We start from the raw sequence: 11,919 nt of genomic DNA, 5'->3' as shown, positions 1-11,919 counted from the left end.
GATGATTTTGCAAGGAGTGGATTCAAAAGTTGCTCCTTCGTTCTCGCTGGGGAACAGGTTGGCGCGGGTACTGTGGGGAATCGTGTATGCGTTGCTTTTCCTTCCCACACCGCGAGTGTGTCACGGATGGCGCCGGGTTGTTCTGCGGGCGTTCGGTGCACAGGTTGGAGTAGGCGCTCACGTCTATCCGCGAGTAAAGATATGGGCGCCGTGGAATCTCTCCATCGGCGCGCTAGCCGGAGTTGCCAATGGCGTCACACTGTATTCGATGGGGAAAATCACCATTGGAGAGCGATCTGTGATTTCGCAGGGAGCGCACCTGTGTGCGGGTAGCCATGACTTCAATGACCCGCTGTTTCAGTTGATAACACAACCCATAACCATTGGGCGTGACGCGTGGATTTGCGCCGAAGCTTTTATTTGTCCAGGCGCTGAAGTCCCCGACGGAGCGGTGATCGGCGCACGTTCAGTGGTGACGCGCAGTCTGCGCGATGCCTGGACCGTCTATGCAGGTATGCCCGCACGCAAAATAGCTATTCGACGCAGATCTGGAGAGCAGTGATGAACGGTATTTCAGTCCTTATTCTGACAAAAGACGAAGAACGGGACCTTCCTGGTTGCCTGGAGAGCGTGGTTGCGTGGTGCGATGACATCCATGTGTATGACTCGCTCAGTACGGACCGAACGGTCGAGATTGCTAAACGGTTCGGTGCGCAGGTTACGCTGAGGCAGTTCGATAACTGGGCTTCCCATCAAAACTGGGGATTGGCAAACATCAAGTTCAAGAACGACTGGGTGTTGTACATCGATGCAGATGAACGCGTCACCGGCGAACTGGCTCGCTCAATACACGAAGCCGTTTCAACACCTGGCGGTTGCGTTGCCTTTGAAGTTCAACGCCGCGATTTCTTGAGCGAACGTTGGTTAAAGCATGTTCAAGCGTCGCCCTACTATGTGCGCCTCTTCAAACCTGCGTACATCAGTTATGAACGGATGGTGAACCCGGTAACGATCGTCAATGGACAGACAGGCAGAGTGGCGGGGTTCCTCGATCATCATCCATTCAGCAAAGGCATATCGCACTGGCTTGCCCGGCACAATTCGTATAGTTCGCTCGAGGCCGATCAGTTCATGATCAACGCCAACCGTGACGAGAAGTTCAAGATATCGAAAGCGTTGCTGGCCAAGGACTTCCAGGTCCGGCGCTATCATCAGAAGGGGATGTTTTATAAGCTGCCGTTTCGTCCTCTGGTCAAATTCTTCCTGCTCTACGGGGTTCGAGGGGGGTTCCTGGATGGCGGCCCGGGGTTCGTCTACGCGACACTCCAGTCCATATACGAATACTTCATCGTATTGAAGGTGCGCGAGCGTATGAAGTTGCCCAGAGGCTAAATAAAAGGCTCTGCGACCGGAGCCTCCGTGTGAACGCCAGATAGAGCGGAACGCGGGCGACTCCGGGTGATGTCTCCACCCGGAACCCCGACGGGCGCTTCAACGCCCGTCGCTGCCAAGACTCTCTGCATTGACAGTCGATACCGCAGTTGCCGCCCTTAGGGGCAACTGCGACGGGAAGTAAGACGAGTATCGCCTGGCGGCCATTCCTTTCGAATAGGCGGCTACGAGAAGGCCCAGAGCCAGTCCATAAACCAATCCGGAAAAGCGTGGTCCTAGCGGATTTCCCCCGACCGTGGTTGCAACCATCCCCCCGGAAACCAGAAGATAGCGCCCCATGCTTTGCAAGTAGTCGGCGGTGGGTGTTGCACGACGCCAACGCCGATAACTGATCGTGCATCGGTACAGGGCGTACAGCAACGCGAACGGCAACGCGATTCCGAACAGGATGCCGCCGGCGAACAACTGGTATACCCAAAAATTGTGACCTGCCGACCAGGAGTCAATTGCCTCCAGATCCCCCCGCTTGGAGAACTCCAGCATTTCAACGATGTAATCCTCAGCGTAGCCAAAATGGTGTCCATAGCCCATTCCGGTCAGCAAAGACGTGCCGGTTGATGTGACCTGGTCATACTGATTTTCCATTTCGGCGAGGCGGCTCAACGTTGTCGGGTCTTTCCCGCTCTGCGTGCCCTCGGCGAAAAAGATCCGCTGAGACCAGTGATCGAGTACAGACGGGAAGATCCACGCGGCGCCTGCTGCCACTACGCCACCCAGTGCGGCCGCGACCAGAAGCGTGCGCAGCAGCGACTTGGTGAGGTGGCTGATTGTCGGAGCCGCGAGAAAACTCGCAAGGCAGAACAACAGGACCGTGCCCACAAGAAAGCTTCGCGTCACGCTCAAGAGCTCGACAACCAGGGTAGCGACAAAGAACATCAGCGCGACCTTGTTTGTTGCTCGGCGAACGACGATCTCATGGAGAAGCAGCCCCTGGAATCCAAGAAGCACAGGAGACAGGATCCGGTATCGAACGTCATCGATAGAGCCACCGGTCGAAAGGCCATAAAGCAGGCTGGCAATCATCGATACCGCCATCGCGGCAAAGAGACATTGGTCGAGAATCCTCGCCCTTGCGTCGCTCCACGGGTGGCATCCGGCGTGATAGCCCACCAGGAATAGAACGAAGGTGAGTATTACCCTCAAATAGTTTCCGACCTCGTTGCCCTGAAGGAACTGCGGAACGACGCTACCGGCAACGGTTATGGTTACCGCCATGGACACCAGCGATCGCAGTTGCGACCTGCTCCGGAATCTGGGCCCCATCAAGGCGAGAAGAACACCGCATATCAGGGGCGGGGCAACAAGCAGGTACTGGAGCAAATGACTTTGGCTGTCGTCGGCAGTCTTGTAGTCGAACGCCAACGGCAAGAGAAACAGGATTGCCAACAGCGGGATACCCTTTCCGCGCATCTTTACTTCCCTGATTTAAATGATTGACTGCATGGAATTCACAACGAGCGGCGCTTTACCGCCAGACTTCTTACGGTAGTGGCTCGTATTGCGTCATCATCCAGCCCGCGGCGGCGGTGGCGTTCCGGCGCCACGAGAAGCGCATCAGCACCTTGTCGCTGTGTGCAACAAATTTCTTCTTGCCCCCGCACTGAATGGTGAGCGTGTTGCTGCCGTTCACGGCGCCATACAGGCGAACTTCGTAGTAGAGACCGTTGAACAGTCTGTTCGCAACGTCCGGCAGGTCTAGCGTGCGAGGCGAAGTGAAGGGCGTTTCAAAAGAGAGAATGTTTGGATCGCCGAGCGTAACCGCGTAGCTTGCATCGCCGAGATTGTCTGAAAGACGATCGTTCTTGTACTGGTCGAGCGTGAGCGTGTCGCCGGTCGTTGTCGAACCGTTGTTGCATATTTGCCAGGGGTTGGCGTCGAACGACATATCCCTGATTCGCAAGTTACCCTTTGCACCGCTGATGACGTATATGTCGCCACCGAACTCGGTTGCGTTCGCAACCAGCGTATCGAGGTCAAAGGTTCCGGTCGGACCACCCACCCCGGTCGCAAACAGGGTTATCGCACCTCTTGCCGGGTGCAAGACCATGGCATTACCGCCAATGAAGAACTGACCGATCTTGACGTGCGCACCGGGACCAATGCCGATCAGGTCGACCGCGTTGCGATACACGCCGTTCTCCAGTTTGATCGCTCCGATCGTGCACTCGCTGCCACCCGAAATTGAAAAGAGTTGCGCGCCGCGCTGCGCCGCAATGAACTCGATCGTATCGACGACCCAGTTGTACCCGCGAACATCATTGAAGACAGGACCGACCATGTTATGGCAGTCGACAAAAAAGCGTCCCCATTTGTTGTTGGGGACGCCGTTGACGCAACCCGTCCATTGCATTGCGCCTGCGCTGAGATTGGCTTCGAACACAAGTTCATCCCATAGCCCTCCCCACGGGCCGCCAATGCCAGGTTTTACCTTGATCGCGTAGGAACCGCGTGCGAAGCGCAAACCCGTTAGCGAGAATTCGCACACCATTTGCGAGAACAGTATCGGGTTAGCGTTTTCGTGCGATGCCGGCTGATCGTTCGCATAATCGAACTCGATGTTCGAAATTCGCCATGTATGCATCAGCGGCTTTGAGCCTGTCGGGCCAATATCGAAGATTGGCATGTTGTCCGCTGTTTGCATGATCCGTGTTCCGCCGGCGACGTCACCGTCTATCGCCCATTCATACCCGGCCGGAATGATGAGAGGAGCGCTCACGCGATAGGTCCCTGCACCAAGTGTGCCGCGCTTATGGTGGGTAACCAGGTAATTGATCCATGCCTGGAGCGCCGCGGTGTCGTCGGTTTTGTCGTCACCCAGAGCGCCGCCGCGTCCACGTGCGCTGTAATTCTCCTCCTCGAGTGTTTCGATACGCGCACGAGGCAGGGCGAGGCTCACATCCGCAGTGCTTGCGAGCGATGTACGATTCAGGGCCAACCCAAGCCCAATCTGGCCCAGTTGGGCCAGTGCCTTGCGGCGCGTCAATTTCATCTTGTCGCGAGCCTCTGAAGCCTTGACTCGTTTCCATAGCGTATCAGCCTGCGCATGGGTTCTTCGAAATAGAGGTATATCGCGATGCTCAGGCACATGGCAAGCAGCAATGCTATCCACCCGTTGTTGCGATGAAGGCCCGCTATGTGCGCCCAATGTGCCAGTGGAATATGAATCAGATACAACGAATAGCTGGCTTCACCAAGGAGAATGAGCGGCCGGCGGTTCAGCAGGCCGAGTACCGGCCGTTTGAGCAGGGCGAGGCCGAGGATGAGCGCAGTGAAGAAAGGCGATTCAAGGTAGTAGGCCGGTCTTATAGGTTGCCATGCGGCGAGCAGCGCAATCGCGATCAAGGCGCCGCAAATGAGTGTTATCCCCAGGCGCTGCGATGCCTGTACGCTTAGCCGCACCTTGACGAAATAGGCGGAGGCGCCAATGCCCATGACGAATTCCGTCAAATGCGTTAGCGGAAATTGCGAAATCAGAAATCCCTTTCTGCCTAAAGGCACATAACGGTTGATACAGAAAATCCAGATCCCCTGCGCTGCCCAGAGTGCGGCGCAGATCAGCGCAAGTGTGAACCCGTCCTTCAGTCGCAGCTTGCGCAGGAGCCAGGGAAACAGAGCATAGAAAAGTGCCTCACAAGAGATGCTCCACGCCGGACCAATCCAGGGTTGATTGATCGAAGCGAACGGGAACCAGCCGGTCAGCAGCAGGAGTTGCGCAGCAAGGCTCACCACAAGCGACAGATACACATGGGTATTGATCGAATACCAGCTCAACAGCAGGGTGCCGTTGTCAGAGCGCAGCAGATAGATCGTGACAGATGCCGCGATAAGCAGAGACAACAACATCACTGGATAGATCCTGGCGAATCTCGCGACGTAGAACCGCGTTGAGCCTATGGCGTCAATCGTGCCGTGGTACGTGTAGGTCAGCATGAAGCCGGAAAGAACGAAGAAGAGAGATACGGCCGGACGTCCGCCATCGACGAATGCGAGAAACGTAGCGGGTAGAGCAAGTAACCCGAGTTGGGTGAAATGCGAAAGGGCGACGACCAACGCCGCAAAGAATCGAATGCTGGTCAGCGCTGGAAGCGCGCCGGTGGATTGTGTTGGCATGCGCACGTGACCTGTTTTCTCTGATCGGGTTTGATGGATTTGCCTTACCAGGGCGACCGGTAGATCGCGCTTGCTGCGTCGGAACCGGCAGTCCCACTCAGTGAAACGTGTCGCGAGGCCGAAGCCTGGACCGGGGGGGCGCTAGTAGACGGTGCTGATTCCTGGGATTGCTGGTGTTCGTCTGCAACAACGGTGCCAACTTCATGGTGGTGCGATGGCGCGCCCGCGGCCGCGCGTTCTGCAATTTCAGGAGCCAGCAACAGTTCTACTGGCGTGAGCTTATAGTTGGACGCCTCACGCGTGGCAGTCTGCTTTTCCGGCCCGTAGTCGAGGCTGGAAATGTAGCTATCCTCATAGCTCGTCGGAGCACCCAGCAACGGACTAGGAGGTGCATCCGTAGAGGTCTGCTGATTGCGTGTGCGGCTGCCCTGTGTCGAACTGTGCCCTTGCGTCTGACCTGAGGTGCGTTTGTCCGGCAGATCGTTTTCTGCGTCGTCCTGCGGTGCTCCCAGCAGAGGGTTTAGCGGCGACGCCGGCGTCGGCTGTGGGTTGTTTCGCTGACCACCAGAAAAAGTGTGGTCCTGCACCGAATCGGAATTCACTTGCGCGCCGGCGGTCGTACAAGCCATGCCGATCACCGCCGGCATCAGCACCATCGAGAAGATTTTCATTGTCGTACGAAACTCATGCCTATACGGGTCGATTGGTCAGTCAGACTGACGTCAGCCAGCGCTGAACCCCAACCAACGGAAGCCGAGGGGCATGGGCGGACGCGCGAACACCCGATATACGACACCGCCGGAATGATAGTCTGAACATACTGCATCATTGCCGAATAGAGCTAGATTCATGATGCAGTGGCGTATCGCGACAAACTAATAGCGTTTTTAGACAGGGAATGACCGGCACAGCGCACGCCAAACACCGCATCAGACCGGCACTCGAATGTCATTGGCTGCGGCGTGCACAGGGCCCGCATGCTGTCCACACCAGGACGACCGCGAGTTTGGCGGACCTCGCCAATATGATGGCGGTCCATTGAGATGCGCATCGCCCAGGAACCAGTCATTATGCGCTGCAGCATTTACAGCGTTATCGCGCTGGAGACCAATGAAGATTCTCCTATATGGCATCAACTATGCGCCGGAGTTAACCGGTATCGGCAAATACACCGCCGAGATGGCGGAGGTGCTTGCCGCGGGCAGCCACGATGTACGCGTCGTTTGTGCTCCACCTTACTACCCGGAGTGGCGTGTCGCGAAAGGCTTCTCCTCATCCCGCTACGCGAATGAGACGCGCAATGGTGTGCGCATCTGGCGTGCGCCGCTGTGGGTACCCGCACAGCCGAAGGGCGCCGGGCGCATCGCTCACCTGGCGAGTTTTGCGTTGTCGAGCTTCCCGCTGCTGCTGCGTCATGCATTCTGGCGGCCGGATGTGGTCGTCTGTATAGCGCCTAGCCTGATGAATGCGCCCACCGGCTGGCTGGTGGCCCGATTGACCGGTGCATATGCGTGGCTGCATATTCAGGATTACGAGGTAGACGCTGCATTCAGCCTGGGTATGCTGAAAGGCTCCTTGCTTAAGCGTTTAGCGCTTGCGTTGGAGCGAATGCTGCTCAGACGCTTCGATACAGTATCGACGATCTCTGGAAAGATGGTTGAACATGCGTTGCGCAAAGGGGTCGAGCAAAGCAAGGTGGCCCGCTTCTCGAACTGGGCCGATACCGAAGCCATCTATCCGCTCGGGCGGCGTAGTCGGCTAAGAGACGAACTGAGCATCCCTGACGCTGCAACGGTGGTGCTCTACTCAGGGAACATGGGCGCAAAGCAGGGTCTCGAAGTGCTCGCAGCGGCCGCAAATGGGTTCGCTCACCGCGACGACGTAGTCTTCGTGTTTTGCGGGAACGGCCCAGCACGTGAGGCCATCACAGCGATCTGCGGCAATCTGCGCAACTGCCGTTTCATCGACCTGCAGCCGCTCGAGCGGCTGAACGAACTGTTAAATCTTGCCGATATTCACGTGCTGCCCCAGCGTGCCGACGCCGCGGATCTGGTGATGCCGTCAAAGCTGACTGGCATGCTGGCTAGCGGCCGGGCAGTGATAGCGATGGCCAACCCCGGCACTGAGTTATACGAAGCGGTATCCCCTCGTGGCGTGGTAGTGCCGCCGGGAGAGGCAGGTTTGCTGGTCTCGGCCATCGAAATGCTCGCCGGCAACGCGTTCGAGCGGGCGCGTCTGGGACGGGCAGGTCGTGAATTCGCTCAGGCAGTGCTGTCGCGTGAGGCCGTCCTTGGCGAGTTCGAGGCGAAATTGTGCGCACTGCGCGCTGGGACTTCGAACTCTTAAGCACCCACGACCCAGCAATCGGACTCCCGGATTCGCAAGCGCTTTCTCATTACAAAGGACAACATGAAGATCACCATTATCGGCACCGGCTACGTTGGTCTGGTCACTGGCGCATGCCTTGCGGAAATCGGTAACGACGTCTTTTGTCTTGACGTTGATCAACACAAGATCGACATTCTGAATGGCGGAGGCGTGCCGATTCACGAACCCGGCTTAAAGGAACTGATCGACCGTAACCGCGCGAGCCGGCGCCTGCAGTTCTCTACCGATGTCGCAGCAAGTGTCGCGCATGGCGATGTGCAGTTCATTGCTGTCGGCACGCCGCCTGATGAAGACGGATCAGCCGACCTGCAATATGTGCTGGCTGCGGCGCGCAACATCGGCTCTCATATGGACGGCTTCAAGGTGGTAGTCGACAAGTCGACGGTGCCGGTCGGAACCGCACGGCACGTGCGTGCCGCCATTGAAGGCGAACTGCGGCGCCGCGGCGTGCGCCATGAGTTTTCGGTTGTGTCGAATCCGGAATTTCTTAAGGAAGGCGCAGCGGTAGACGATTTCATGCGACCGGATCGCATCGTGATTGGCAGCGATGCAGACGAACTCGGCGAACGCGCCCGCGAGCAGATGAAGCGGCTCTACGCGCCGTTTAACCGCAACCATGAGCGCACCCGCCACATGGATGTTCGCTCTGCCGAGTTCACCAAATACGCTGCGAACGCAATGCTGGCTACCCGCATCTCCTTTATGAACGAGCTCGCGAATCTCGCCGATCTCGTCGGGGCCGATATCGAAGCGGTGCGGCGTGGCGTCGGCTCGGATCCGCGGATTGGTTACGACTTTCTATACGCAGGTGCAGGTTACGGCGGCTCATGCTTTCCCAAGGACGTGCGCGCGCTCGTGCAGACAGCAGCCGAGCATGGTCAGGCCTTACGCATTCTGGAGGCAGTCGAGGCGGTGAACCAGCAACAAAAGGACGTGCTGATCAACAAGATCACTGCCCGGCTCGGTGCTGACCTGACTGGGCGCCGCTTTGCGGTATGGGGGCTGGCATTCAAGCCCAACACCGACGACATGCGGGAGGCGCCGAGCCGCAAGCTGGTAACCGGGCTGCTGGAACGGGGCGCAACCGTTTGCGCCTACGATCCCGTGGCAATTAACGAAGCACGGCGTGTTTTTGCACACGACTTGCGCGATACTCCGGAGGCGCACTCGCGGCTGTCGTTTGCGAAGACGCAGACGGAGAGTGTGGACGGTGCCGACGCCCTCGTGATCGTGACCGAGTGGAAGGTATTCAAGAGCCCTGACTTTAGTGAGTTAACTCAAGCGCTGATCGAGCCGCTGATTTTTGACGGGCGCAACCTTTATGAGCCTGAGGCCATGGCGGAGTTAGGGATTGAGTACTACAGCGTGGGCCGTCCTTATGTTCCGGGCGTCGAGCATGCGGCGCGGGCCTTGCGCGTCGCGCAGGGCTAAGCGGGGCGATTGATGTCAGACAATCGCTCCCGCGTGGATGATCGCGTAACCCATCTGGTCGATGCAACCGTGGAACTGCTATGGGCGCATCGGAATGACGTGATCGACGGGAAGGTCGCGGCAGGTCAGGCGCAGCTTTATGCCGCACTCGTCAAAAGCGCCTGCGAGGCATTGCCGGTCAGCCAGCGGGACATGGCACGCCTCTACGCTGTGTACGAGGAGACCCGTCTTGCGATCACAACTGCGGCTGCGTGCGAGGTCGAAGGTTAGCGGGGTAAGGGCCCGGAAAAGTAGACCCTTGTATTCAGGTGTACGGCCGGGTCAGCGAGAATCTCCACCCCGGTTGCCCAGCGGTAGGCGGCGTGCTGGGAGTCGGGTAAATTTTCCAGCTTGACTGGACGATTCAGCCGGTAGCCCAGCACCACATAGTGAGTGGAGATGCCGGGTCGCCCGCTAACGTTGTCTTCATACATGTGTTCGTATACGCCGACGAGATCGGCGTCGGCTCGTTCGATGTCCACATGGCCGAGCTCATCGCGTGCGATCCGGCGAAACGCGTCGTCGAGGCGTTCGTTCTTGCGGATGCGGCCACCCGGCACGAACCAGAATCCCTGTGCGGGTTTGTTGACGCGGTGTCCAAGCAGATATTTACCACTCTCGTCTGGAACGATCAGGTCGATAGCGACCAAAGGGGTTGCGTCGATGGCTTGCAGGAATTGTTCGATCGGAAGCATGGTGACCTGGGGTGGAGTCCCGCTGGGTGTGACTGTGGCTGGGGGCAGAGATAGTGCATCTTCGCGGAAAAGAATCGATCTGGGGCAAGTATGGCGAATCCCGACAAGGTAACTTCTGCATACGACAGGCGCTCGTTCGCCCACATTGGCCGTTCAATCCGGTTGTAATTCCCCTGTGTAACTTTCAAATTATTCCAACGTTGTAAAAATTTCAGAAATACGGATTGAGCAGTATGTTCAGTTTCTTAAGCTTGTGGCGTTGATAGAATCCGCCAACATGTTGGCGGATTCCGCCACCAGATAATGGTGAGAAGGATTGTTTTGTACGATGACTTCATCAATAAATCTGGCTCTAAAGAGGCTGGAGGGCCAACTAAATTTCCGGGGATTCAAATGATGGGGTGCTTTGAGGCGGTTCAGAGGAAAGGCGCGGAGCTGCTGGGTGTTTTGCAAGCCGCGCGGACCGTGAAAAACATTGGAATAGTTTTGTTCAGCGGCTTTGCGTTGCCAGAAGCAGCCGCAGTCCTGGAAATTTTCCAATCGGCAAATGCGCTTACTAGCGTAGACCCGTCTCTGGGTGGTCAGGCACGTTACAAGGTTTGTCTCCTGTTTGCGGCCGGCGGACGGGTCGACAGTTCGTCCTCTGTGTTTGTCTGGACCGATGGAGTCGAGGAGCGGCGCCATCTGAGCGGCTTCCATGCACTATTTATCAGCGGCGGCGGTGGGGTGCGCAGTGCGGTGCGCGACGAGCGCCTGACGACCTGGCTGCGTCGTGAATGTCCGCGCAGCGAGTTGCTGGTGCCGATCGGCGAAGGGCGTCTGCTGCTGGAAGCCGCCGGATTCGGGCGTGCCGGGACTACCCAGCGCCCAGGCGGTCGCGCTGCGGAAATTCACCAATACTGTGCCCCCGATATGGGCGTCTCCACGGCTTTCCCGAGTCCGTTGCAAAGCGCATTGGCGCTGGTGGAGGAGGATCTCGGCCCCGAAATTGCCCGCCAGATCGCGGAGTACGTTTTGCCCCGGCCTCAACGGGCGCGATTTACCGCGACGATTCGTGAGAACGCGTCCGCTTACGTGAGCGAAAAGATCCAGGCATCGGCCCGCTGGCTGGAGGCAAACGGGGACCGGTCGATTGCCATTGATGAGGCCGCGCAGGTTGCGGCCATGAGTGAGCGAAACTTCCTGCGCCGCTTCAAGATTGAAATGGGCGTCACGCCCTCCGAGTATCTGTCTTATGTGCGGCTTGACATGTGCTGCCGCCTGCTCGTAGAGACCGATCTGCCGGTCGACAAGATCGCGCGCCGTTGCGGCCTCGGCGGAGGTGGCTGGCTGTCGAAGCTCTTCCGTAAACATCTTTCGACAACGCCGACTGAGTACCGCGCCAGCAAACGCCTTGCACATGCACCGTCATAACGGATTGCTCCGTCAATGGTGAAATTCGGTCATCCCAAGACCGGGAATTGTAAATCCGCTGTAAATGAAATGAGCTCTATTCGAGTCCATCATCTTCTTGCGCAAGGTGTCCTGCCTTTTCTTTAAACATGATTAAAAAATAAGATTGTCATATATAGGGTGCGACAATATTTTCGTGGTGCGCCGTTAAATTTTAAATTAATGAAGCAAATAAATGCTGCATGGATCGCGATGCGCAAACGATTGCGGCTTCAAAAAATCGTGAAATTCGAACATGCCGGCATGCGTGTATATCGGAAAGAAGGCAGGAAATTTCAACAATAGTGAGGCGGATGCAATCCTGCAGTCCGCGGCACTGCCAAAATAGCGAACGTTTCCGCCACTCGCTTTT

Annotated in this window: 11 protein-coding genes; 6 read left to right on the top strand and 5 right to left on the bottom strand. The window is 57.4% G+C overall.

What is annotated here, in order from left to right:
* The first annotated feature begins 1 nt into the window (after position 1).
* Together FFS45_RS16005 and FFS45_RS16000 are read left to right on the top strand one after the other, a co-directional pair.
* Complete coding sequence (locus tag FFS45_RS16005) at positions 2-562, top strand: putative colanic acid biosynthesis acetyltransferase (protein WP_137955625.1); 561 nt, start codon at positions 2-4, stop codon at positions 560-562.
* Entirely contained in the window at positions 562-1,392 is an 831-nt protein-coding gene (locus FFS45_RS16000) for a glycosyltransferase family 2 protein (RefSeq protein ID WP_137955624.1), read from the top strand. Before FFS45_RS16005 ends, FFS45_RS16000 begins: the two co-directional genes overlap by 1 nt.
* 99 nt (positions 1,393-1,491) lie before the next feature.
* Here FFS45_RS16000 and FFS45_RS15995 read toward each other — a convergent pair whose 3' ends face one another.
* The 4 genes from FFS45_RS15995 to FFS45_RS15980 form a co-directional block, all read right to left on the bottom strand.
* The gene (locus FFS45_RS15995) at positions 1,492-2,862 is read right to left on the bottom strand and encodes a hypothetical protein (RefSeq protein WP_137955623.1); all 1,371 of its coding nucleotides are present in this window, start codon (positions 2,860-2,862) and stop codon (positions 1,492-1,494) included.
* 70 nt (positions 2,863-2,932) lie between these two features.
* Complete coding sequence (locus FFS45_RS15990) at positions 2,933-4,441, bottom strand: hypothetical protein (protein ID WP_137955622.1); 1,509 nt, start codon at positions 4,439-4,441, stop codon at positions 2,933-2,935.
* Positions 4,438-5,562, bottom strand: a complete 1,125-nt coding sequence (locus FFS45_RS15985) for an acyltransferase (RefSeq protein WP_137955621.1) — start codon at positions 5,560-5,562, stop codon at positions 4,438-4,440. The genes FFS45_RS15990 and FFS45_RS15985 overlap by 4 nt, the downstream gene beginning before the upstream one ends.
* A 44-nt stretch (positions 5,563-5,606) precedes the next feature.
* Positions 5,607-6,233: a hypothetical protein gene (locus FFS45_RS15980; RefSeq protein ID WP_137955620.1), complete on the bottom strand. Its 627-nt coding sequence runs from the start codon at positions 6,231-6,233 to the stop codon at positions 5,607-5,609.
* 439 nt (positions 6,234-6,672) lie between these two features.
* Here FFS45_RS15980 and FFS45_RS15975 point away from each other — a divergent pair, with 439 nt between their 5' ends.
* The 3 genes from FFS45_RS15975 to FFS45_RS15965 all read left to right on the top strand — a co-directional run bounded on the left by FFS45_RS15975 (position 6,673) and on the right by FFS45_RS15965 (position 9,651).
* Positions 6,673-7,908 carry a glycosyltransferase WbuB gene (locus FFS45_RS15975; protein WP_137955619.1) on the top strand — a complete coding sequence of 412 codons (1,236 nt, stop codon included), beginning with the start codon at positions 6,673-6,675 and terminating at the stop codon, positions 7,906-7,908.
* Positions 7,909-7,971: 63 nt separating this feature from the next.
* Complete coding sequence (locus FFS45_RS15970) at positions 7,972-9,381, top strand: UDP-glucose/GDP-mannose dehydrogenase family protein (RefSeq protein WP_137955618.1); 1,410 nt, start codon at positions 7,972-7,974, stop codon at positions 9,379-9,381.
* A gap of 33 nt (positions 9,382-9,414) precedes the next feature.
* The gene (locus FFS45_RS15965; protein WP_212745734.1) at positions 9,415-9,651 is read left to right on the top strand and encodes a hypothetical protein; all 237 of its coding nucleotides are present in this window, start codon (positions 9,415-9,417) and stop codon (positions 9,649-9,651) included.
* On the opposite strand, the gene FFS45_RS15960 is transcribed toward FFS45_RS15965, so the two are convergent.
* Positions 9,648-10,115, bottom strand: a complete 468-nt coding sequence (locus tag FFS45_RS15960; protein WP_137955616.1) for a GDP-mannose mannosyl hydrolase — start codon at positions 10,113-10,115, stop codon at positions 9,648-9,650. The two genes, FFS45_RS15965 and FFS45_RS15960, sit on opposite strands and share 4 nt — an antisense overlap.
* A 321-nt stretch (positions 10,116-10,436) precedes the next feature.
* On the opposite strand from FFS45_RS15960, the gene FFS45_RS15955 reads away from it, so the two are divergent.
* Entirely contained in the window at positions 10,437-11,528 is a 1,092-nt protein-coding gene (locus FFS45_RS15955) for a helix-turn-helix domain-containing protein (protein ID WP_249362802.1), read from the top strand.
* Positions 11,529-11,919: the final 391 nt, after the last annotated feature.

Origin of the sequence: Burkholderia sp. 4M9327F10 (genome assembly GCF_005503145.1) — a bacterium.
Taxonomy (GTDB): Bacteria; Pseudomonadota; Gammaproteobacteria; order Burkholderiales; family Burkholderiaceae; genus Paraburkholderia.
The sequence above is the reverse complement of the archived record's forward strand: the minus strand, read 5'-3'. Positions and strand labels throughout refer to the sequence as shown.

Bases quoted from the DNA above. Each gene is read 5' to 3' on its own strand.
- FFS45_RS15970 (WP_137955618.1), top strand. From the start codon at position 7,972: ATGAAGATCACCATTATCGGCACCGGCTACGTTGGTCTGGTCACTGGC.
- FFS45_RS15990 (WP_137955622.1), bottom strand. From the start codon at position 4,441: ATGAAATTGACGCGCCGCAAGGCACTGGCCCAACTGGGCCAGATTGGG.
- FFS45_RS15960 (WP_137955616.1), bottom strand. From the start codon at position 10,115: ATGCTTCCGATCGAACAATTCCTGCAAGCCATCGACGCAACCCCTTTG.
- FFS45_RS15975 (WP_137955619.1), top strand. From the start codon at position 6,673: ATGAAGATTCTCCTATATGGCATCAACTATGCGCCGGAGTTAACCGGT.
- FFS45_RS16000 (WP_137955624.1), top strand. From the start codon at position 562: ATGAACGGTATTTCAGTCCTTATTCTGACAAAAGACGAAGAACGGGAC.
- FFS45_RS15985 (WP_137955621.1), bottom strand. From the start codon at position 5,562: ATGCCAACACAATCCACCGGCGCGCTTCCAGCGCTGACCAGCATTCGA.
- FFS45_RS16005 (WP_137955625.1), top strand. From the start codon at position 2: ATGATTTTGCAAGGAGTGGATTCAAAAGTTGCTCCTTCGTTCTCGCTG.
- FFS45_RS15995 (WP_137955623.1), bottom strand. From the start codon at position 2,862: ATGCGCGGAAAGGGTATCCCGCTGTTGGCAATCCTGTTTCTCTTGCCG.
- FFS45_RS15980 (WP_137955620.1), bottom strand. From the start codon at position 6,233: ATGAAAATCTTCTCGATGGTGCTGATGCCGGCGGTGATCGGCATGGCT.